Origin of the sequence: Pseudomonas sp. UFMG81 (genome assembly GCF_015354575.1) — a bacterium.
Classification (GTDB): domain Bacteria; phylum Pseudomonadota; class Gammaproteobacteria; order Pseudomonadales; family Pseudomonadaceae; genus Aquipseudomonas.
In genome coordinates this window covers 14,957-36,004 of record NZ_JACAFQ010000005.1, presented here as the reverse complement: position 1 = coordinate 36,004, position 21,048 = coordinate 14,957, and the positions used below count along the sequence as shown (strand labels likewise).

The 21,048-nt window shown below is 64.9% G+C and carries 17 protein-coding genes and 1 pseudogene; 7 read left to right on the top strand and 11 right to left on the bottom strand.

What is annotated here, in order from left to right:
• Nucleotides 1-17 precede the first annotated feature (17 nt).
• Entirely contained in the window at nucleotides 18-1,637 is a 1,620-nt protein-coding gene (locus IX761_RS05185; protein ID WP_194788560.1) for an EAL domain-containing protein, read from the top strand.
• 32 nt (nucleotides 1,638-1,669) lie between these two features.
• On the opposite strand, the gene IX761_RS05180 is transcribed toward IX761_RS05185, so the two are convergent.
• Nucleotides 1,670-3,436, bottom strand: a complete 1,767-nt coding sequence (locus tag IX761_RS05180) for a KinB sensor domain-containing domain (RefSeq protein WP_194788559.1) — start codon at nucleotides 3,434-3,436, stop codon at nucleotides 1,670-1,672.
• 8 nt (nucleotides 3,437-3,444) lie between these two features.
• The gene (gene algB / locus IX761_RS05175) at nucleotides 3,445-4,791 is read right to left on the bottom strand and encodes a sigma-54-dependent response regulator transcription factor AlgB (protein WP_194788558.1); all 1,347 of its coding nucleotides are present in this window, start codon (nucleotides 4,789-4,791) and stop codon (nucleotides 3,445-3,447) included.
• Between the two features lie 733 nt (nucleotides 4,792-5,524).
• Here algB and IX761_RS05170 point away from each other — a divergent pair.
• The 5 genes from IX761_RS05170 to IX761_RS05150 all read left to right on the top strand — a co-directional run bounded on the left by IX761_RS05170 (nucleotide 5,525) and on the right by IX761_RS05150 (nucleotide 10,005).
• Complete coding sequence (locus IX761_RS05170; protein WP_194788557.1) at nucleotides 5,525-5,812, top strand: hypothetical protein; 288 nt, start codon at nucleotides 5,525-5,527, stop codon at nucleotides 5,810-5,812.
• A gap of 35 nt (nucleotides 5,813-5,847) precedes the next feature.
• Nucleotides 5,848-6,009, top strand: coding sequence for a DUF1328 domain-containing protein (locus tag IX761_RS05165; RefSeq protein WP_003252966.1), 162 nt, complete (start codon nucleotides 5,848-5,850; stop codon nucleotides 6,007-6,009).
• A gap of 3 nt (nucleotides 6,010-6,012) precedes the next feature.
• On the top strand, nucleotides 6,013-6,483 hold the full coding sequence (locus IX761_RS05160) for an inhibitor of vertebrate lysozyme family protein (protein ID WP_194788556.1): 471 nt from the start codon (nucleotides 6,013-6,015) through the stop codon (nucleotides 6,481-6,483).
• A gap of 742 nt (nucleotides 6,484-7,225) precedes the next feature.
• Nucleotides 7,226-8,560 (top strand): glutamate/aspartate:proton symporter GltP, encoded by a 1,335-nt coding sequence (gltP, locus tag IX761_RS05155; protein WP_194788555.1) that lies wholly within the window; start codon nucleotides 7,226-7,228, stop codon nucleotides 8,558-8,560.
• A gap of 215 nt (nucleotides 8,561-8,775) precedes the next feature.
• Nucleotides 8,776-10,005: a nucleoside recognition domain-containing protein gene (locus IX761_RS05150; RefSeq protein WP_194788554.1), complete on the top strand. Its 1,230-nt coding sequence runs from the start codon at nucleotides 8,776-8,778 to the stop codon at nucleotides 10,003-10,005.
• Here the strand turns inward: IX761_RS05150 and IX761_RS05145 are convergent.
• From IX761_RS05145 to IX761_RS05105, 9 genes and pseudogenes are all read right to left on the bottom strand, one after another.
• Nucleotides 9,987-10,595, bottom strand: coding sequence for an ABC-type transport auxiliary lipoprotein family protein (locus IX761_RS05145; RefSeq protein WP_194788553.1), 609 nt, complete (start codon nucleotides 10,593-10,595; stop codon nucleotides 9,987-9,989). The genes IX761_RS05150 and IX761_RS05145 overlap by 19 nt on opposite strands.
• The gene (locus tag IX761_RS05140) at nucleotides 10,592-11,530 is read right to left on the bottom strand and encodes an MlaD family protein (protein ID WP_194788552.1); all 939 of its coding nucleotides are present in this window, start codon (nucleotides 11,528-11,530) and stop codon (nucleotides 10,592-10,594) included. Before IX761_RS05140 ends, IX761_RS05145 begins: the two co-directional genes overlap by 4 nt.
• A 3-nt stretch (nucleotides 11,531-11,533) precedes the next feature.
• A complete protein-coding gene (locus tag IX761_RS05135) occupies nucleotides 11,534-12,325 on the bottom strand; it encodes an ABC transporter ATP-binding protein (protein WP_194788551.1) in 792 nt (263 codons plus the stop codon).
• Nucleotides 12,322-13,455, bottom strand: coding sequence for an ABC transporter permease (locus IX761_RS05130; protein WP_194788550.1), 1,134 nt, complete (start codon nucleotides 13,453-13,455; stop codon nucleotides 12,322-12,324). The genes IX761_RS05135 and IX761_RS05130 overlap by 4 nt, the downstream gene beginning before the upstream one ends.
• Nucleotides 13,456-13,631: 176 nt before the next feature.
• A complete protein-coding gene (locus IX761_RS05125; RefSeq protein WP_194788549.1) occupies nucleotides 13,632-14,657 on the bottom strand; it encodes a DUF5924 family protein in 1,026 nt (341 codons plus the stop codon).
• Between the two features lie 129 nt (nucleotides 14,658-14,786).
• Nucleotides 14,787-16,190 carry a M16 family metallopeptidase gene (locus IX761_RS05120; protein ID WP_194788548.1) on the bottom strand — a complete coding sequence of 468 codons (1,404 nt, stop codon included), beginning with the start codon at nucleotides 16,188-16,190 and terminating at the stop codon, nucleotides 14,787-14,789.
• Between the two features lie 30 nt (nucleotides 16,191-16,220).
• Nucleotides 16,221-17,879, bottom strand: a complete 1,659-nt coding sequence (locus IX761_RS05115; RefSeq protein WP_194788547.1) for a Na/Pi cotransporter family protein — start codon at nucleotides 17,877-17,879, stop codon at nucleotides 16,221-16,223.
• Nucleotides 17,880-18,175: 296 nt separating this feature from the next.
• Nucleotides 18,176-18,867, bottom strand: a pseudogene (locus IX761_RS05110) (TerC family protein).
• A gap of 72 nt (nucleotides 18,868-18,939) precedes the next feature.
• A complete protein-coding gene (locus tag IX761_RS05105; protein WP_194788546.1) occupies nucleotides 18,940-20,247 on the bottom strand; it encodes a CitMHS family transporter in 1,308 nt (435 codons plus the stop codon).
• 268 nt (nucleotides 20,248-20,515) lie between these two features.
• On the opposite strand from IX761_RS05105, the gene IX761_RS05100 reads away from it, so the two are divergent.
• Nucleotides 20,516-20,917: a GFA family protein gene (locus tag IX761_RS05100; protein WP_194788545.1), complete on the top strand. Its 402-nt coding sequence runs from the start codon at nucleotides 20,516-20,518 to the stop codon at nucleotides 20,915-20,917.
• Nucleotides 20,918-21,048 lie beyond the last annotated feature (131 nt).

The following is a 21,048-nucleotide window of genomic DNA, read 5'->3' as shown; positions in this document are numbered from 1 at the left end:
TCAACTGGATGCCGTGCATGTCAGCCTTCATCGCCGCAGTGCGTCAATTTTTTCACCACCCCTGGCTGCTCGCGGTGCTCGCGGCCCTGGCCAGCGCTGCGCTACTGCTGGCCGCCAGTGTCGGTGTGACCCTGCAACAGATGAAAGAAAGCGAAAGCGCGCAGATGAACGCCCGAGGCGAGCGCTTTCTTGATCGCCTGGAGCAGGTGTTCGGCCAATTGCGCGAGGGTGTCGACCAGTTGCAGGCGCAGTCGCTGCGCGGCTGCGGCCCGGCCATGCAGGCGCTGTTGCAGGAAGTGGCGCTGGAGTCGCGCTTCATCTACGAGGCGGCGTACGCCGATGGCCAGTCGGCGTGCTCCAACCGAGGCGGCGAACGGGTCATCGAACCCTTGCGCGCCCCGGACATCGAAGGGCCGACCTACAGCTACTGGCTCAACACCACCACCGAACCCAACGAGAATCTTGCCGCGCTGATGCTGGGCCGGGGCAACTTCCTGGTGTCCACCTCGCGCGGGCACCTGAGCGATGTGGTCGACCTGCCACCGGGGGGTAGCCTCTTGGTGGTGCTCGATCGCGGCAACCGTGCCATTCCGGTACTCGGGCCGCCGCAGTCCTGGCCGCCGACCGTGGACTGGCCTCCGCCCTCGCACAAATCGTTGCTCGAATTGAAAGACCGCCTGGTCTACCGCATGGCCACCAAGTCGCCGGACTACCAACTGGTACTGATCGCGCCCAGGGCCAGTGTGCCGCTCAGGCTCAACGGCCTGCTCTGGCTGTTGTTCCCGGGCAGCGTGGTGCTGGCTTGCTGCATTGGCTGGTTGGTCCTGCAACTGATCCAGCAGCGCCGCTCGATGAGTTCCGAGCTGCAGCAGGCCCTGCGCCGGGGCGAGCTGCAGGTGCTCTACCAGCCGATCTTCGAACTGGACAGCCGCCGCTGCGTCGGCGCCGAGGCATTGGTGCGCTGGCGGCGCCCGGACGGCAGCCTGACCAGCCCGGAGCTGTTCATTCCCTTGGCCGAGAACACTGGGCAGATTCGTCAGATCACCGACTTCGTCCTGCAACGGGTGCTCGAACAGCTCGGCCAACTGCTGCGCGCCAACCGGCACCTGTATATCTCGGTGAACCTGGCGGCCTGCGACGTCATGGTGCCGCGTATCGGCCGGGTCGCGGCGCGGCTGCTGGCCCAGCATCGGGTGGCGGCCAACCAGATCGCCTTCGAGGTGACCGAGCGCGGGCTGATCGACGTGGTGGTGGCCCGGGACAACCTGCAAGCCCTGCGCGCGGTGGGCCATCAAGTGTTGATCGATGACTTCGGCACCGGCTATTGCAGCCTTGCCTACCTGCAAACCCTGCCGGTGGACTGCCTGAAGATCGACAAGGCGTTCATCGACGCCCTGGGCCATGACGCCGCCAGCAGTGGGGTGGCACCCCATATCATCCGCATGGCGCACGACTTGCACCTGCGGGTGATCGCCGAGGGCATCGAGTGTGAAGACCAGGCGCAGTTCCTCAACAGCGAGGGGGTGAGCTACGGGCAAGGCTGGCTGTTCGCCCACCCGCTCAATGCCCGGCAATTCGCCGAGCTGATCACCCGCGGGCGGCGTGTCGCCGGGCGGCGGATCGACGATGAGCCTTGAGTTTCGCGACACCCGCTTGTTCGCCGGCAAGATCACACCGGCAACGCCATGTAGAACTGCGTGCCCTGCCCTGGCCGCGAGAACACCCCCATGCGCCCGCCATGCAATTGCACGATCTCCTTGCACAGCGCCAGCCCCAGGCCGGCGCCGCCCTTCTTGCGCCCGACCTGCACGAACGGTTCGAAGATCCGCCCCTGTTGGCTGTAGGCGATGCCTTCGCCGTTGTCTTCGACGCTGACGATGACCCGTTCGGCATGGCGCCGGGCATGCAGGCGTATACGCCCGCCGCTGCCGGTATGGCGTATGGCATTGTGCAGCAGGTTGTCCAGCACGCGGTCGAGCTGGGTGATATCGGCCTGGATGCGTGGCAGTGGCGGCTCCAGTTCCTGGATCAGTTCGATGTCCTTTTCGGCTGCCCGTTCGGCGAAGCGTGCCTGGGCCCGGTCGAACAGTTCATCGAGGGCGCAAGGGGCCAGCTCCAGTTTCTGCAGGCCGCTCTGGTAGCGGGAGAAGTTGAGCAGGTCGTTGATCAGCTGGGTGAGCCGCTGCATCTCTTCGCCGATGGTTTCCAGCAAGTCGTTCTCGCGTGCCTCGGGCGGGAAGCTGACCCGCTCGCGCAACAGGCCAAAGGCCATGTGCATGCCGGTGACCGGAGTGCGCAGCTCGTGGGAGGCGCGCAGCACGAATTCGCTGCGCACCCGCTCGAAGGCGCGCTGTTCGGTGACATCGTGCAGCACCATCACCGCGCCGAGGATCGGCCCCTGCGGGTGGCTGACCGGGGTCAGGCTGTAGGTCAGCAGGCGGGTTTCGTCCTCGACCTCCAGGCTCAGGTCGTCAGGCAGGCGCTCCAGGCTGCCGCCGCGCAGCACCTGGCGCAGTTGCTGCTCCAGCTCAGGGCGTTGCAGCGCCTCGGCCAGGCTCACGCCCAGGCGGCTCGGGTCCCAGCCCAACTGGCGCTGGGCTACCGGGTTGAGGTGTTCCAGGCGGCCCTGGCGGTCGATGATCAGCAGGCCGTCGTCGATGCTGTCGAGCACCGCTTGCAAGCGCTGCTGGCCAGCGAGCAGTTCGTCGACATTGGTGGCCTGGTGCTTGCGCAGGGCGTCGGCCATCAACCCGAAGCGGCGGGTCAGCTGGTTCAGTTCGAGGGCCTGGGTGACCGGCAGGGTGACATCGAAGTTGCCCTTGCCCAGTTGATCGGCGGCCTTGGCCAGCGCCTCGATGGGCTGACCGAAGCGCCGGGCGATGTTGTGCGCGGTGATGAAACCCAGCACCAGCACGGTCAGGCCCATCAGCCCGAGCAGCCCGCTGATCAGCAGGGCGCGGTCGCGGGACGTCTCTTCGCTGCGGGTAATCTGCTCCAGCGCCTGGCGGTGCGAGTCCAGCAGGTCGGTGCGCACCTGGTTGAACGCGGCCCCCAGGGGTTGTTCCATGCCCATGCTGCGCGCGGGGGCCGGGCTCTGCTGGTAGGCCTGCACGAAGGCTTGGTAATTGCTGGCGGCTTTGCTGAAACCCGTGCGCTCGCCCTCGTGCTCCAGGCCCTGCTTGAGCAGGTCGTGGAACTGGCCCTGCAAGGTAGCCAGGCTTGCCGGGTCGGTATCTTCGGCGAGGATCAGGTTCAGCTGTTCACCCAGGTTTTGCCGCAGTTTCAGGCCCAGTTCCAGGGTATGGGTGGTGTCCTGCACTACGCGCTGTTGCATGGTCGCCATCTGCAGCACGCTGGTCAGCCCCAGCAGCAGCCCGAGCAGGGCCACCGTGACCAGTGCCGAGATACTGAGGAACAGCCGCGTGCGCAGCTTCATTGGCCATCTCACAGGTTGTACTGCTTGCGTTTGCGGTACAGCGTGGAGGCGTCGATACCCAGGGTCTTGGCGGCCTGGTCGAGGGTGTCGCTGGCGGCCAGTACCGCGCCGATATGGGCGCGCTCCAGTTCATCCAGGCTCAGCGCGGCGCCCACCCGTGGCGCGTTGCCGGCGGGCTGCTCGGCCATGCCCAGGTGGCTGATCTCCACGCGCTCCTGCGGGCAGATGATGCTGGCGCGCTCGACCACGTTACGCAGCTCGCGGATGTTGCCCGGCCAGCGGTAGTTGAGCAGCGCCGCCCGGGCCTCGTCGCTGAACACCCGCGCCGGTCGCGCGTATTCCTTGACGAAGCGGGCCAGGAAGCGCTCGGCGAGGGTAAGGATGTCATCGGTACGCTCGCGCAGCGGCGGCAGGTGCAGGGTGATGACATTCAGGCGGTAGAGCAGGTCTTCGCGGAAGCGGCTTTCGCGAACCATCTCTTCCAGGTTGAGGTTGGTCGCGGCGAGGATGCGCACATCGGCCCGGCGGGTCACCGGGTCACCGACCCGCTCGTATTCCTTGTCCTGGATGAAACGCAGCAGTTTGGGTTGCAAGGTGAGGGGAAAATCGCCGATTTCGTCGAGGAACAGAGTGCCACCGTCGGCCTGGCTGACCCGTCCAAGGGTGCTCTCGCTGGCGCCGGTGAAGGCGCCACGGGTATGGCCGAACAGTTCGCTCTCCATCAGCTCGGCATTGAGCGAAGGGCAGTTGATGGTCACACAGGCCTTGCGCGCGCGCTTGCTCCAGCCGTGGATGGCGCGCGCCAGTTCGCCTTTACCGGTACCCGACTCGCCAAGGATGAGGATGTTGGCATCGGTGGTGGCGACCTGTCGGGCGGTTTCGAGCACCGCCATCATCGCCGGGCTGTGCGAGTCGAGGCCGTCCTTGGGTTTGCGCACTTCGCCTTCGAGGGCTTCCAGGCGTTGCGACAGCTGGCGCACTTCCAGTTGTTTGGCGGTGGCCAGGCGCAGCTGGTCGGGGCTGCAAGGCTTGACCAGGTAATCGGCGGCCCCGGCCTGGATCGCATCCACTGCGGTGTCGATGGCGGAGTGGGCAGTGACGATCACCACGCGCATCCACGGCGCCTGCACGCGCATCTGCGCCAGTACGTCGAGGCCGTTGTCCTCACCCAGGCGCAGGTCGAGGAAGCACAGGTCGAATACCTGGCGTTGCAGCAGGCTCTCGGCCTGGGCGGCGCTGTTGGCGGTGGCCACGCTGTAGCCTTCGTCTTCGAGGCAGTAGCGGAACGTGCGCAGGATGGCGGACTCGTCATCGACCAGCAGAATGCGGCCTTGGTTGTCCTGGGCTGATTCCATTTCCTGCGCTCCTTTGGGATTGATCTCAGTTAGTGTCGGAAAAATCGGGCAAGTTGCATGGTCGATTCTGATGGATTCGACGGGCTGCATGCTAGCTGCGTGCCTTCATGATGGCCAAGTGATTGATAAATATGAAGTTGAAGGGGGTGGGCTGGCCATGAGGAGGATTGGGCGCGCCCGCCTGGGGATCGCAGGGGCGCGCCCAAGTGCCTGCCGACAGATTTGCAGCGCTCTTGAGATCGAGCGCCGCCCGCGCGGCGCATCGCTGGCAAGCCAGCTCCCACATCTGTTTCGGGCCAGTTATGCCTGCTCCGCCGCGGCTGTACGCCCTGTTTGTACGCCGCGGTTTCTGTGTGGACGCTACCGTCGCCCCCACATGACTCAAGGCATGCACCAAGGCGGACAGTNGAGACCTCACAGGATGGATTGGCCCGAAACAAATGTGGGAGCTGGCTTGCCAGCGATGCGCCGCGCGGGCGGCGCTCGATCTCAAGAGCGCTGCAAAGCTTTCGCCAAGCACTTGGCCGCCACCACGCGGTACCCACCCAGCAAGCTCGAATCGTGCAAATCGCACGGTCGATGCAAGGCGCATCGTGCAGGATACGCCCTCATGATTTTCAATAATCTTAATAAGTAATTGTTTTTAAAGAGTTTTTTCCAGAGGAAAATTATGGCATGCCCGCTGCAATGTCTTGTTCAGGTTCACACAACAAGTACAGCAGGAGGAGCCGGCATGAATCGCCCACCCGTCAACCACACGCAGTCCGCCGCACTGCCACTGCGTCAGCTGATGTTCCTCGGCATGGCCTTGCTGCTGACCCTGGCGGCCGGCCAGTTCTACTACAGCTGGCAAACCGCTCGGCTGGCCGAGCAGGTGGCGGTGCAGACAGCGCTGTTGACGCAACTGAAGGCGACTCACGCCAGCACCCTGGTAAAGGCCGCCGAACCGCTGCGTGGCCCGGGCAATGCCGAACCCGCTGTGCTTGAAAACGTCGAGCCCCAGCAGCGCTGGGTGTTCTAGAAAGCACCGATTACGTACAAGAAAGGAGAAACATCATGCTGAGTTGGGCTATCACCTTCCTGATCATCGCCATCGTCGCCGCTGTGCTGGGCTTTGGTGGTATCGCCGGCGCTGCGACCGGCATCGCGAAGATCCTGTTCATCGTCTTCCTGGTGCTGTTCGTGGCTTCCTTCTTCTTCGGACGAGGCAGGGGTTGAACCATGAAGCGGATGCTTTGCCAGGCCCTGGCCGCCGCCCTGCTTGCAGGCGCCGGTACAGTGGCCATGGCGGCCAATGATGGCCAGGTCCGAGCCAACCAGCTGTTGGCTTCGGACCCCGAATACCGGGAAACCTGGCAGGAGGCGATCAAGGGTGAGGAACGCCTGCCCGACTGGGTGATCAACCTCAGTGGCAGCGCCCCGCTGCAGATGTCGGCGGTGACCGAGGACGGCGAGCAGTACCTGGTCGGCCCGTTGTGCGAGTCGGAAGGTAACTGCACCTACAAGCGCCTGGTCGTGGCGTTCAGCTGGGACAAGGATGATGCCTACGGGATGCTGGTGGAAGTGCCCGAAGGCCTGCCTTCGGACAAGTCGCCCACCCGCCATGCGGACTACCGCTGGCTGGGCAAGCCCGACGAAGGCATGAAGGCCATGCTGCAAGAGCAACTCAAGCGCGACCCGAACTGGTATTGAGCCTGGGCTGACCGGTGGGAACGCACTGTAACGAAATAGAAGCTGAACCTTTCTATCTTTCTGGCTTCTATGATGCGCCGCCCCGAGGAGGGGCAGCGCATGACCAGGGGGCCGGGCCGTTCTGACTGTTGCAGGGTCGGTGTGGCCTAGGGGCACAGGGAGTGCCTCCGTCATGGGCCGGGTCAGGAGAGGGTGGCATCGGAAGTTGCAGGTCGGTCGAATCCTGTGGATTTACGGACCGATCTGGCTTCCGAAGCGCCTGATGTAGGAATCCTTCCTTATATACGTGCGGTTTTTTACCAAGGACACATTTTGTCTCGACCGTACATCGTTATTTTTTTAGCTGTCCGACAGGTCAGGTGACGTGGCATTTCAGCCATTCGGATTGTCGAACACGCCATCGAATACCCCCCAAACATCCCGTCAAATCTGCCGAAATATGGCGCTTTGGTCTTGTTCGGAAATCCGAACGTTGAAAATCAAGGGCTTGGCGATGTCCGATTTTGGCTTTCGGTCTCATGCCGATTCGGCATGGGGTAGTCGTTTCCGGCATTAGACTGCCCTCCTTCCCGTCGCAATAGTTGCCGCCTTTTTTCCCTGGCCCGAGCGCCTGAAATGCTCGCTCGCGGTGTCCTTGCATGGGGACGCCGGACCGAAAAATGCGTCGTTGATCGGCTTGTGGCCGCTCTGCAATGCGCTTTTCCGGTAGGTGCCCGTGACCACTACAACAAAGGGTAATGACATGAAGAAGGCAAAACTGAGCCTCGCCTGGCAGATCGTCATCGGTCTGTTGCTGGGCGTTGCAGTCGGCGCGCTACTGAATCATTTCAGTGCAGAAAAGGCATGGTGGATCAGCAACGTCCTCCAGCCCGCTGGCGACATCTTCATTCGCCTGATCAAGATGATCGTCGTCCCGATCGTGATTTCGTCGCTGATCGTGGGCATCGCCGGGGTTGGCGACGCGAAGAAACTGGGCAGCATTGGTCTGAAAACCATCATCTACTTCGAGGTGGTGACCACCATCGCCATCGTCGTCGGCCTGGTGCTGGCCAACGTGTTCCACCCGGGCGCCGGCATCGACATGAGCACCCTGGGTACCGTCGATATCTCCAAGTACCAGGCCACCGCGGCCGAGGTGCAGCATGAGCACGCGTTCATCGAGACCCTGCTCAACCTGATCCCGTCGAATATCTTCGCAGCGCTGATGCGTGGCGAAATGCTGCCGATCATCTTCTTCTCGGTGATGTTCGGGATGGGCTTGTCGAGCCTCAACGCCGACCTGCGCGAGCCGCTGGTGCGCACCTTCCAGGGCGTGTCGGAGACCATGTTCAAGGTCACCCACATGATCATGAACTACGCCCCGATCGGCGTGTTCGCCCTGATCGCCGCCACCGTCGCCAACTTCGGCTTCGCCTCCTTGCTGCCGCTGGCCAAGCTGGTACTGCTGGTGTACTTCGCCATCGCCTTCTTCGCCTTCATGGTGCTGGGCCTGGTGGCGCGTGTGTTCGGCTTCTCGATCATCAAGATCATGCGCATCATGAAGGACGAGCTGATCCTCGCCTACTCCACCTCCAGCTCCGAGACCGTGCTGCCGCGCGTGATCGAGAAGATGGAAAAGTACGGTGCGCCGAAGTCGATCTGCTCGTTCGTGGTACCGACCGGCTACTCGTTCAACCTCGACGGTTCGACCCTGTACCAGAGCATCGCGGCGATCTTCATCGCCCAGCTGTACGGCATCGACCTGTCGTGGAGCCAGCAGCTGCTGCTGGTGCTGACCCTGATGGTCACCTCCAAGGGCATCGCCGGCGTTCCGGGCGTGTCGTTCGTGGTGCTGCTGGCCACCCTGGGCAGCGTGGGCATCCCGCTGGAAGGCCTGGCCTTCATCGCCGGTGTCGACCGCATCATGGACATGGCCCGTACCGCGCTGAACGTGGTGGGCAACGCCCTGGCCGCAGTGGTCATCGCCAAGTGGCAGGGTATGTACGACGCCGAGAAAGGCGCGGCGTACTACCAGTCGCTGGTCCTGGAAAAAGGCAAGAAAGATGCTGTAGTGGCGGGCAAGACCGTCAACCAGTAAGCCTTTTGCGCTGAACGAAGAGCCCCGACCTGGTCGGGGCTTTTTGCATTATGCAGGGCGACATGGCCCCCGTAGGAGCCGGCTTGCCGGCGAAGCAGGCGACGCGGATGTGGCCACCGGCTTAGCCGGTGTTCGCCGGCAAGCCGGCTCCTACAAGGGCAGTGCAATGCCAGTTTGCGCTATCATTCCGGCATTTTTCACGGGGGAACACACGGATGCTCAACGGCCTGTGGCTCGGCTTTTTCCTGGTGGCGGCCATCTCCGCCCTGGCCCAGTGGCTGGTGGGCGGCAACGCCGGCATCTTCGCCGCGATGGTCGAGAGCATCTTCGCCATGGCCAAGCTGTCGGTGGAGGTCATGGTCCTGCTGTTCGGCACCCTCACGCTGTGGCTGGGCTTTCTCAAGATCGCCGAGAAGGCCGGCATCGTCGAATGGCTGGCCAAGGTGCTCGGCCCGCTGTTCGCCCGGTTGATGCCGGAAGTCCCCCCGGGCCACCCTGCCCTGGGCCTGATCACCATGAACTTCGCCGCCAACGGCCTGGGCCTGGACAACGCCGCGACCCCCATCGGCCTGAAGGCCATGCGCGCGCTGCAGGAGCTCAACCCCAGCAGCACCACGGCGAGCAACGCGCAGATCCTGTTCCTGGTGCTCAACGCCTCGTCGCTGACCCTGCTGCCGGTGACCATCTTCATGTACCGCGCCCAGCAGGGCGCCACCGACCCCACCCTGGTGTTCCTGCCGATCCTGCTGGCCACCAGCGCCTCCACGCTGGTTGGCCTGCTGTCGGTGGCGGTGATGCAGCGCCTGCGCCTGTGGGACCCGGTGGTGCTCGCCTACCTGATCCCGGGCGCCCTGCTGCTGGGCGGCTTCATGGCCTTCCTCGGCACCCTGTCGGCAGCCGCCCTGGCCAGCCTGTCGTCGATCCTCGGCAACCTGACGCTGTTTGGCGTGATCATCCTGTTCCTGGTGATTGGCGCGCTGAAACGGGTGCAGGTGTACGAGGCGTTCGTCGAGGGCGCCAAGGAGGGCTTCGACGTGGCCAAGGGGCTGCTGCCCTACCTGGTGGCGATGCTGGTGGCGGTCGGCGTGCTGCGCGCCTCGGGTGCCTTGGAACTGGCCTTGGACGGCATTCGCCATACGGTGAACTGGATGGGCCTGGACACCCGCTTTGTCGAGGGCCTGCCCACCGCGCTGGTCAAGCCGTTCTCCGGTAGCGCCGCGCGGGCCATGCTGATCGAGACCATGCAGACCCACGGCGTGGACAGCTTCCCGGCGCTGGTGGCGGCGACCGTCCAGGGCAGCACCGAGACCACCTTTTACGTGCTGGCGGTGTATTTCGGCGCCGTGGGCATTCAGCGCGTGCGCCATGCCGTGGGCTGCGCCCTGTTGGCCGAACTGGCCGGGGTGATTGCGGCGATCCTCGTCTGCTACTGGTTCTTTGCCTGAGCCACGGTCCAGTCGATCACCTGGCGCACCAGTTGGTCGCTGGCTGAACCAAAGCCTGCGACCACCGCCGCCACCTGCTTGTCCTGCAAGGGCTGGCGTACTTCGAAGCGTTTGCTGGCGAGGATGCGCTGGCTACGGCCCTGCACCAGCCGCGCGTCGTAGCGGATCACCACCTCCACCTGGTCGCCAGCGCGGTATTCGCTCTGGAACGCCTGCAATTCGCCGCCCAGCTCGTAGTCGGCCTGCAGGTTGCTGTCGTCGGCGCTCAGGCGCTGTACCCGGCCGTCGCGCTGGAAACCATCGAGCAGGCGGTTGCGTACCAGCAGTGGCACCGGGTCGCTCCAGCGCGCGCCCTTGTAGTTGCTGATCACATCCCCTTGAGGAATCACCGCGATGCGCGGGCCACTCAGCACTTCGCTGGCCAGCGGTTTGTTCAGGCGCAGCGACCAGTCCAGCGGTGTGGCGTTGCCTGCCGGTTGGGTGACCGGCAGGCGATAGATATCCACCGGCTCGCTTTGCGGCAGGATCGAGCAGGCCGCAGCCAGGCTCAGGGTGGCGGCGAGCGCGGCCAGGCGCAGCGACGGGCTCATGGCTGGAACTCCTTGTTGTTGTCGCGGCCCAGCAGGTAGCCGCTGGGGTCGGCCTCCAGGCGCCGGGAGATGCCTTTGAGCGAGTTCAGGGTCTCGCGCAGCTCGCGGATTGCCGGGGCGATCTGGTTGAGGCCCTGGGCGCCGTCATCGAGGGACTGGCGGTTGTCCTGCAGCAGGCTGTTGATGGTAGCGGTGCTCTGGGCCAGCGACTGCATGGCCTGCTCGGCGCTGCCGATGGCCTGCTTGCCTTGGGTGCCGAGCAGGCCATTGGCGTTGCGCATCAGTGCCTGGGTCTCGGCCAGGGTGGCATTGGCCTGGCGGCCGACCTCGCTCAATTGCGCCAGTGCGTCGGCGATGCCGCCCTTCTTGCTGGCGAAGGCGCCGGTGGTCTGGTCGAGGTTGGCCAGGGTGTTGCTCAGGTGCGCCACGTTGCTTTCCGAGAACATCTGGTTGGCGTTGTGCAGCAGCATGTTGATGTTGGTCACCAGGTCGCTGCTGTCGTTGAGCAGCCGCGAAATCGGCGAGGGCGAGGCGACGATCACCGGCAGCTTGCCGCCTTTGCCTTCGAGCTCGGGGCTTTGCGGGGTGCCGCCGCTGAGCTGGATGAAGGCGTTGCCGGTCACCCCGGCGAGGGTGAGCTTGGCCTGGGTGTCCTCCTTCACCGGGGTGTCGCCGCTCAGGCGCACCCGGGCCAGCACCCGGCGCGGGTCCTTCGGGTCGAGCCGCAGGCTGGTGACGTCGCCGACCTTGATGCCGCTGTACTGCACCGGGCTGCCGCGGGACAGGCCGGACACCGCCTCGTTGAAGATCACTTCGTAATCCTTGAAGGCATCGTCGACGCTGGACTTGGTCAGCCACAGGCCGAACAGCATGGCGCCGGCCACCACCAGCACGGTGACCAGGCCGATCAGGACATGATGAGCTCGGGTTTCCATCGTTCAGCGCTCCTGGCGGGCGCGCTGGGCGGTGTCTTCGGCCGCCCGGCCACGCGGGCCGTGAAAGTATTCGTGAATCCACGGGTCATCGGTCTGCTCGACTTGCGTGAGGGGGCCGGCCACCAGCACCTTCTTCTGCGACAGCACCGCCACCCGGTCGGTGATGGTGTAGAGGGTGTCCAGGTCGTGGGTGATCAGGAACACCGACAGGCCCAGGGCATCGCGCAGCGTGAGGATCAGTTGGTCGAAGGCGGCGGCGCCGATCGGGTCGAGGCCGGCGGTGGGCTCGTCGAGGAACAGGATGTCCGGATCCAGGGCCAGGGCGCGGGCCAGGGCGGCGCGTTTGATCATGCCGCCGGACAGCGAGGCCGGGTACTTGTCGGCGGCGCTGATCGGCAGCCCGGCCAGGGCCAGCTTCACCCCGGCCAGGTGCTCGGCGTCGGCGCGCGACAGCCCGGCGTGCTCGATCAGCGGCAGGGCGACGTTTTCGGTGACGGTCAGCGACGAGAACAACGCGCCCTTCTGGAACAGCACGCCGAAGCGCCGCTCCACCAGCGACCGTTGCGTTTCGTCGAGGGTGGCCAGGTCCTGGCCGAATACCTTCACCGTACCCTCGTTGGGCCGACGCAAGCCGATGATGCTGCGCAACAGCACCGACTTGCCGCTGCCCGAGCCGCCGACCACGGCGAGAATCTCGCCGCGGTACAGGTCCAGGTCGAGGTTTTCGTGCACGCTCTGGCTGCCGAAGCGGTTGCAGATGCCCCGGGCCTCGATCACCGCTTCACGCCCCGTCACCAGCCCATCTCCATGAAGAACAGCGCGGCCACGGCATCCAGCACGATGACCACGAAGATCGACTGCACCACCGCCGAGGTGGTGTGGGCACCGACCGATTCGGCGCTGCCGCTGACCTTGAAGCCTTCCAGGCAGCCGATGGTGGCGATCAGGAAGGCGAAGAACGGTGCCTTGGCCAGGCCCACCAGGAAGTGCTGCACACCGATGTCGCTTTGCAGCAGCGAGAGGAACATGGCCGGTGAGATATCGAGGGTCAGGGCGCACACCACCGCCCCACCCACCATGCCGCAGATCATCGCGACGAAGGTCAGCAGCGGCAACGCGATCAGCAGCGCCAGCACCCGGGGCACCACCAGCAGTTCGATGGGGTTCAGGCCCAGGGTGCGGATGGCGTCGATCTCTTCGTTGGCCTTCATCGAGCCGATCTGCGCGGTGAACGCACTGGCGGTGCGGCCGGCCATGAGGATCGCGGTGAGCAGCACGGCGAACTCGCGCAGGAAAGAGAACGCCACTAGGTCGACGGTGAAGATGGTCGCGCCGAACTGGGCCAGCACCGTGGCGCCGAGGAAGGCCACCACCGCACCCACCAGGAAAGTCAGCAAGGCGACGATGGGCGCGGCGTCCAGGCCGGTCTGTTCGAGGTGGGCGACCACCGGGGTGACGCGCCAGCGGTGTGGCTGGAACAGGCGCAGGAACAGGGTTTGCAGGATCAGGCCGATGAAGCCCAGCACCTGTTTGGTGTCCAGCCACAGTTGGTCGACGGCGCAGCCGATGCGCGCCAGCAGCAGGAGCAGCACCGGGCGCTCGGGCTCCTTGACCGGGATGCAGTAGTCCTGCACCGAGCAGTAGACGTTCTTGAGCAGGGCGCGGCTGGCTTCGGGGAGTTGGTCGGTGCAGTGCGACAGGCGCTCGGAACCGAGCAGTTCGGCCAGCAGCGAGGCGCCGGCGGTGTCCAGGCGGCCCAGCTGGCTGAGGTCGACCTGGGTGTCTGCGCCGTACTGGTTGTGCAGCCGTTCGCATTCACACTTGAGGCTTGTGTAGTGGGCCAGGGTCCAGTCGCCGACGATGCGCAGGCGGGAGGGCTGCTGGTGGGTGTCCAGGGTGGCGCTCGGGACGGTCATAGGCTCCATGCTTCTGACGGGCGGGTGGCGAGTCAGATCATAGCGCAGCAGGCAGCGATGAGCAGTGCATTCCTGTAGGAGCGGCCTTGTGCCGCGAAAGGGCTGCGTAGCAGCCCCAGCCATTTAAGCATCACCGCCGAAATCCTGGGGCCGCGTTGCGGCCCTTTCGCGGCACGAGGCCGCTCCTACAGGGGCTTTGGCGCGTCTTCGACCACTTTGAAGCGCAGCACCCCGATCACCTGGCCGTCTTCGGTCAGCACCCGCACCTGCCACTTGCCCACCGGGTTGGGCGGGAAGTTCTGCTTGTGGGTCCAGGCTCGGTAGCCTTCCTTGCGCCCGCCGTGGATGTCCAGGGCGATACGGTCGACCTCTTTGCCGTCCAGTTGCCACACGTGGTAAATGCGCTCGTTCAGGCCGCGCGGGGCGTTGATCGCGGTATAGGCGTACAGCCCGCCATTGCGGATGCGGCTGGCGGCGACTTCCTCCAGCGAAGCCCCCGGCTGGCGGTTGATCACCTCGGTGCTCACCGCCACGTCGGTCATCCACAGGGTGGCCGGTGGCACCCAGGAGCGCAGCAGCCAGCCGCCCCCGCCTACCGCCAGGGTCACCAGCACCAAGGCCACGCCGCGGCGCCAGGTGTTGATCGGGAAGCTGCTGGCCAGGCTCGGGAACGACAGCACCATGGCGGCGATCAGCGCCAGCTTGAAGCTTTGCGCGGTGGTCAGGTGCAGGATGATCGGCAGCGCCGTGAGCATCGCCGCGAACAGGGTCAGGGTGTGCAGCGCCAGGAACAGCCAGCGCCGGGGGGCCAGCCACTTGTGGTACAGCGGGTCGATGATCGAGATCAGCCCGGCGGCACCGAGCAGGCCGGTGAAGATCAGTTGGCCGCTGTTCCAGGTGGTGGTGATGAAGAAGAACGGCAGGACGAAGAACAGGCTTTCCTGGTGGATCATCTGCGTGGCGAAGCGCAGCAGCGGCTGCGGGATCTCGCGCTTGAAGGTGCGGGCGAACAGCTCGGTGAGGGTGTTCTCCAGCATCAGCCAGACCCAGCTGACCAGCATCACGATGGCGATCCAGCGGGCCAGGCCGGCCTGACGGTCGACCAGGATGAAACTGCCGATACCCGACAGGAAACCATAGAGCGCGATGATGCCGGGGTAGCGCTTGAGCAGTTCGATCACGCGCAGGACGAAGTTGGGTATTGGGGGCATGGGGCTATGACAGGTGATTGGAGGCTGCTCGGGCCTCTTCGCGGGTAAACCCGCTCCCACAGGTTACAGGTGAGCCATGTGGGAGCGGGTTTACCCGCGAAGAGGCCGGCACAGGATACCGCCGAACCCCTACTTTCGTGTAGCACCGCTGGGGCGATTCGCCACTACGCGGCGCCAGCGGATCAGGCCGATGGCCACGATCAACCCCAGCAGCAAGGCCACCAGCCCATAGAGCTCGTCATAGCCGAGCAGTGGTTTCTCGATGCGCAGGTAGCCCTGCTCCTTGAGCAATTGGCGCAGGGCATCGTTGGCCTGCTTGAGGCTGACCTGGCGCAGTTGGCGGACCGGGTCGGTGAAGCGCCCGTTCTCGTAGGCATTGAGCGCGCCCCAGTAATAGTCGGCCAGCGCCGTGTTGCCTTGGGTGGTCCAGCTTTCGCGGGCTATCGCCGCCGCCTTGATGCGGGCGAAGGTGTCCGGGTCCAGGCCATGCTTGCGCAGGTGCTCGAACAGCTGCTCGAGCACCTTCACCGCCTTGTCGACATCCTGGCGTTCGAGGTCGGCGTTGAGGCTGAGCAGGCCGCTGTCACCGACGCTTTCGCGCTGCGCCGAAGGGCCGTAGGACAAACCGTTGCGCAGGCGCAGCTGGTCGTAGAGCGCCCAGTCCAGGTAGCGCGACAGCAGCTCGAGGGTCTGGTCATGGCCTTCTTCGAGCGTCGGCTCGATGAACAACCAGTGCAGCTTGACGTTGTCGCCCAGCCAGCCGCGGGTCAGGTCGCGGCGCTGTTCGGCCTGCTGGCTGATGCCGTCGAGGGTGCGCCGCTCTTCGGGCTCGCTCGCCGGCAGCTCGCCGAAGGTGCGTTCCAGGTAGGCCGGCAGCAGGCGGTCGAGGCCGCCGACGACGATCAGGGTCATGTTGTTGGCGGCGTACCAGTGCTCGCGCAGGTGCTGCACCTGCTCCAGGGTCATGTCGTCGAGGTCGGAGCGCTCTTTGCACTTGAGGCCCAGCTCGGTGGCCAGCTGGTCGCTGGCCGGGTGGCCGACTTCCTGGCGGTCGAGCCAGCGTTGCAGGTGGCCGTAGTGGCCGCCGTCCTCGCGCTCGATGATGCGCTTGGCGTTGTCCAGGGCCTTGGCGTCGATGCGGGTGTCGCGCAGCAGGGCCAGCAACAGGTCGAGCACCTTGCGCTGGTTGCGCGCCGGGGCCTCGATGACGAAGGTGGTGTCGGCGCTGCTGGTAAAGGCGTTCCACTCCCCGCCCAGCTCCTGCAAGCGCTCTTCCAGGCCGCCTTCGCCGGTGTCGTCGATGCCGCTGAACAGCAGGTGTTCGAGCAGGTGCGGCAGCTCGCGCTGGTTGCAGTCGAAGTCGTCCAGGCCCACGCCCACCACCAGGCGGATCGACACATGGTCGCGCTCGTAGCCGGACTTGAGGATCACCTGCAGGCCGTTGGGCAACAGGTAGCCTTCCACCCGTGAACGGTCGAGGGCGAAGGTGTTCAGGCTGGCGATCAACAGGCAGACGAACATCAGGCAACGCATGGGCGAGCTACGGTCTCCGGGGGCAAGGGCTCAGGGCTGGCGGGCTTCGTCCGGCACGCTGTCGAGCATCAGCCCGCCGGTGTCGGTGCCGCCCAGTACCACATAGGCACTGCTGCAGAACAAAGAGTTCAACCGCTTCATGTCGGCAATGAGTTCCAAGTGTAGCGAACTGGTCTCGATACTCTGCACCACTTTACGTTGCAGGCGGCTGACATGGGCATGGGCCAGGCGCCGTTCCTGGGCGCGGAAGCGACGTTTTTCGCGCAACAGCTGGTGCGCGCTCTGCGGGTCGGCGCTGAGGAACACCGACAGGCCCAGGCGCAGGTTGGCCTGCAACTGCTCTTGCAGGCCGGTCAGCTCTTCCAGGCCGATCTGCGAGAATTCGCGGCGCTGCGAGGTCTTCTGCTGCTGCACTTTGCGCAACATGCGCTCGATCAGGTCGCTGGACAACTTGAGGTTGATCGCCAGCTCGATGATCTCGGCCCAGCGCCGGTTGTCCTGGTCGCTGAGGTCTTCGCGGGGCATCTGTGCCAGGTACAGCTTGATGGCGTTGTACAGGGCCTCGGCGTCCTCGGTCAGCGCCCGCACCTGCTGCGGCAAGGCGGCCTGGGTACCCCGCAGGGCGCCGAGCATGGCTTCGAGCAGGCTGTCGACCAGGTCGCCCAGGCGTAGCGTTTCGCGCACGGCGTTGGCCAACGCCAGGCTCGGGGTGGTCAGGGCGGTGGGGTCCAGGTGACGGGCCTGGGTGTGGCCGTTGCCGTTGCCGCGATCGGGCAGCAAGCTCTCGCACAGCCGCCCCATGAGTTTCACCGTGGGCAGCATCAGCAGGCAGCGCATGGTGTTGTAGAGCAGATGGAAGCCGATCACCAGCTCCTGCGGGCTGAAGCTCAGGCTGTCCATCCAGTCCACCAGCGGGTGCAGCACCGGGATGATCAGCAGCAGGCCGATCAGCTTGTACAGCAGGCTGCCCAGGGCCACGCGGCGCCCGGCGCTGTTCTGCAGGCTGGTGGTGAGGAAGGCCAGCAGGCCGCTGCCGATGTTGGCGCCGATCACCAGGCCGATGGCCACTGGCAGGCTGATCACCTCGGCGCCGGCCAGGGTGGCGGTGAGCAGCACGGCGGCGAGACTGGAGTAGGAGACCATGGCGAACAGCGCGCCGACCAAGGCGTCGAGCAGGATGTCGCCGGTCAGCGAGGCGAACAGCACTTTCACGCCCTGGGCATGGGTGATCGGGGTGGCGGCATGCACGATCAGTTGCAGGGCCAGGATGATCAGGCCCAGGCCGATACCGACCCGGCCCAGCTGGCCGGCGCGGGTCTGCTTGCGGGAGAGGAAGAAGATCACCCCGAGGAAGATCAGCAGCGGCGACAGCCAGGACAGGTCGAAGGTCAGCACCCGCGCCATCAGTGCGGTACCCACGTCGGCGCCGAGCATGATCGCCAAGGCCGGGGTCATCACCATCAGGCCCTGGCCGACGAAGGAGGTGACCAGCATGGCGGTGGCGTTGCTGCTCTGCACCATGGCCGTGACCAGGATGCCGGCGATGAACGCCAGCGGGCGCTTGTTCATGTTCTGGCTGAGCACGCGGCGCAGGTTCGAGCCATAGACGCGCATGATGCCGGTACGCACGATGTGGGTACCCCAGACCAGCAAGGCCACGGCGGATAGCAGGTTGAGCAAGGTCAGCATGGTCGGGCCCCCTGTTCTTCTATGCCCCTGGGCGGGGCCAATGGTGCGGCGGTGAGCCTGGCCCGGGGGTGGGCTGGTTTTTCCAGTGCTCACTGAAGCTTTAGTTGTTTTGCGCAGTGGCTGCCAGCTTGGCATGGGTGAAATCTATTTGAAACCTTCCCCGGCCTCATCGCCGGCAAGCCGGCTCCCACAGGGCTGCACTGAACTTGTGGGAGCCGGCTTGCCGGCGATGGGGCCCGCGCAGGCAGAACAAAAGAGGGCCCCGAAGGGCCCTCTCTGTACTACGCGTCCCAGGCTTATTGACCCGGAATGTCCTTGCGCAGTTTCACCGCGTCAGGCTCTTCACCCTTCTTGCGCGCCGCCGCAGTGCGCATGCGGATGTTGATCGCCTCTACCGCCAGCGAGAAGGCCATGGCGAAGTAGACGTAGCCCTTCGGAACGTGCACGTCGAAAGATTCGGCGATCAGCACGGTACCGACGACGATCAGGAACGAAAGCGCGAGCATCTTCAGCGACGGGCCGGTACGTGAGAGACCATGCCCACCGCGGTGATCACCGAGTCCAGCGAGAACACGATGTCGATGATGGCGATCTGGATGATGGTGTAGAAGAACTTGCCGCCCGCGCCTTTCGGTTCGTCCGGGCTTTCGTCCTCGCCTTCCAGGCCGTGGTAGATCTCCTGCGAGCTTTTCCACAGCAGGAACAGGCCGCCGAAGAACAGGATCAGGTCACGACCGGAGATACCCTGGCCGAACACATGGAACAGGTCGTCGGTCAGGCGCATGACCCAGGTGATCGACAGCAGCAACAGGATCCGGGTGACCATGGCCAGGGCCAGGCCGAAGATCCGCGTGCGCGGCTGCAGGTGCTTGGGCATGCGGCTGACCAGGATCGAGATCATGATGATGTTGTCGATCCCGAGCACGATCTCAAGGGCCGTGAGGGTGAAAAAGGCAACCCAGATTTCCGGGCTGGTCAGCCATTCCATGTGTATTCCTTCGAGCGGTAAAGGCAATGCGCCCGATAAACGGGCGCATTGCAGGTGGTTGAAGCGCTTGTATTACAGACTGCTGAACAGCGGGAACGTGCCCAGGGCCAGTGCGCCGAACATTATGCACAGGCACACCAGCACTGCCCACTTGAGGGTGAAGCGCTGGTGATCGCCGAACTCGATGCCGGCCAGGGCCACCAGCAGGTAGGTGGAGGGTACCAGCGGGCTGAGCAGATGCACCGGTTGGCCGACGATCGACGCGCGGGCCATTTCCACCGGGGTGACGCCGTAGTGGCTGGCGAACTCCGACAGCACCGGCAGTACGCCGTAGTAGAAGGCGTCGTTGGACATGAAGAAGGTGAACGGCATGCTCACCAGCGCGGTGATCACTGCCATGTACGGGCCGAACGCCTCCGGAATCACGGCGAGCAGGCTCTTGGACATGGCGTCGACCATGCCGGTGCCCGACAGGATGCCGGTGAAAATGCCAGCGGCGAAGATCAGCCCGCTCACGGCCAGCACGCTGGAGGCGTGGGCGCCGATACGGTCCTTCTGCTGTTGCAGGCACGGGTAGTTGACGATCATGGCGATGCTGAAGGCGATCATGAACAGCACCGGCAATGGCAGCGCGCCGGCGATCAGCGCGACCATCAGTGCGGCGGTCAGGGCACCGTTGAACCAGATCAGCTTGGGGCGGCGTGCTTCGGGGAACTGCGACACGCTGATTTCGCTGTGGTCGATGTCGTCGGTGGGCAGGTGCAGCTCGCCCAGGCGGGCGCGCTCACGCAGGCCGTACCAGTAGGCGATGGCCAGGATCGCGGCTACGCCGAAGGCCATGGCCGGGATCATCGGCACGAAGATGTCCGATGGGTCGACGTGCAGGGCGCTGGCGGCGCGGGCGGTGGGGCCACCCCACGGGGTCATGTTCATGACGCCACCGGCGAGGATGATCAAGCCGGCCATGATCCGCGGGCTCATCCCCAGGCGGCTGTACAGTGGCAGCATGGCGGCGCAGCAGATCATGTAGGTGGTGGCGCCGTCACCGTCGAGGGAGACGACCAGGGCCAGCACGGCGGTGCCGACCGAGACTTTCAGCGGGTCGCCCTTGACCAGCTTGAGGATCTTGCGCACGGCCGGGTCGAACAGGCCGGAATCGATCATCAGGGCGAAATACAGGATGGCGAACATCAGCATCACGCCGGTGGGCGCAAGCTTGCTGATGCCTTGCAGCATCATCGGGCCGATGTCGCTGTAGAAGCCGCCGAACAGGGCGAACAGGATCGGGACCAGGATCAGGGCGATCAAGGCCGACAGGCGCTTGGTCATGATCAGGTACATGAAGGTGATGACCATGGCGAAGCCGAGGAAGGTCAGCATGGCGGTACTCCAGGCGTGGCGCGGCGAAAGGAAAGACGATTCGGGCGGATCAGCGCGTCAGGCGCTGTGCGGGGAGTAGGCGCGGGGGTACGGCGGGAAGGCGGGCACAGGAAAACATCGGGAATCACCATTGTTGTTGTTGATTGGGCCGGGCATGGAAGATTCCGGGTGCCCTGGCTGACCGGTCTTTGCCGGTAGTGGCGCTATCCTATGCGGGCAAGCTTTCAGCCAGCTTTCGCCGCTGGCGAAGTGACGGGAGGTCGATCCGATGACGGACGTGGTTGCGGGTGGGTGCCATTGCGGCGCTCTACGGTACCGGTTGCAGGGCGATCTGGGTGATGTCGCACACTGTCATTGCTCGATCTGCCGGCGGGTCAGTGGCGGCACATTGGTGACGTGGGTCACCCTGCCCCTGGCGAGTTTCGAATGGGTGTCGGGGTCGCCGCAGCGGTATGTGGCGCCGGCTGGTTGCAGCCGGTACTTCTGTGGCAACTGTGGGGCGCATGTGGCCCTGGCGACCGAGCGCAGCCCGCAGACTATCGATGTGACGGTGGCGACGCTGGATCATCCTGAGCGGGTGCGCCCGACCCGGCATATCTGGGTGGGGAGCCGGTTGCCGTGGCTGCCGTTGGGGGATGGGTTACCCGAAGAGGATGAAGAGAGCCTGTGAGGTCTTGTGCAGGCTGTACTGGCCCTATCGCTGTAGGAGCGGCCTTGTGTCGCGATTGGGCTGCAGAGCAGCCCCGGCGATTTTGCAGCAACACTGAGATCTGGGGCCGCTCCGAGACCCTTTCGCGACAC

Bases quoted from the DNA above. Each gene is read 5' to 3' on its own strand.
- IX761_RS05150 (WP_194788554.1), top strand. From the start codon at position 8,776: ATGCTCAACGGCCTGTGGCTCGGCTTTTTCCTGGTGGCGGCCATCTCC.
- IX761_RS05145 (WP_194788553.1), bottom strand. From the start codon at position 10,595: ATGAGCCCGTCGCTGCGCCTGGCCGCGCTCGCCGCCACCCTGAGCCTG.
- gltP (WP_194788555.1), top strand. From the start codon at position 7,226: ATGAAGAAGGCAAAACTGAGCCTCGCCTGGCAGATCGTCATCGGTCTG.
- algB (WP_194788558.1), bottom strand. From the start codon at position 4,791: ATGGAATCAGCCCAGGACAACCAAGGCCGCATTCTGCTGGTCGATGAC.
- IX761_RS05170 (WP_194788557.1), top strand. From the start codon at position 5,525: ATGAATCGCCCACCCGTCAACCACACGCAGTCCGCCGCACTGCCACTG.
- IX761_RS05100 (WP_194788545.1), top strand. From the start codon at position 20,516: ATGACGGACGTGGTTGCGGGTGGGTGCCATTGCGGCGCTCTACGGTAC.
- IX761_RS05140 (WP_194788552.1), bottom strand. From the start codon at position 11,530: ATGGAAACCCGAGCTCATCATGTCCTGATCGGCCTGGTCACCGTGCTG.
- IX761_RS05120 (WP_194788548.1), bottom strand. From the start codon at position 16,190: ATGCGTTGCCTGATGTTCGTCTGCCTGTTGATCGCCAGCCTGAACACC.
- IX761_RS05165 (WP_003252966.1), top strand. From the start codon at position 5,848: ATGCTGAGTTGGGCTATCACCTTCCTGATCATCGCCATCGTCGCCGCT.
- IX761_RS05105 (WP_194788546.1), bottom strand. From the start codon at position 20,247: ATGCTGACCTTCCTCGGCTTCGCCATGGTCATCACCTTCATGTACCTG.
- IX761_RS05125 (WP_194788549.1), bottom strand. From the start codon at position 14,657: ATGCCCCCAATACCCAACTTCGTCCTGCGCGTGATCGAACTGCTCAAG.
- IX761_RS05180 (WP_194788559.1), bottom strand. From the start codon at position 3,436: ATGAAGCTGCGCACGCGGCTGTTCCTCAGTATCTCGGCACTGGTCACG.
- IX761_RS05185 (WP_194788560.1), top strand. From the start codon at position 18: ATGTCAGCCTTCATCGCCGCAGTGCGTCAATTTTTTCACCACCCCTGG.
- IX761_RS05115 (WP_194788547.1), bottom strand. From the start codon at position 17,879: ATGCTGACCTTGCTCAACCTGCTATCCGCCGTGGCCTTGCTGGTCTGG.
- IX761_RS05130 (WP_194788550.1), bottom strand. From the start codon at position 13,455: ATGGAGCCTATGACCGTCCCGAGCGCCACCCTGGACACCCACCAGCAG.
- IX761_RS05160 (WP_194788556.1), top strand. From the start codon at position 6,013: ATGAAGCGGATGCTTTGCCAGGCCCTGGCCGCCGCCCTGCTTGCAGGC.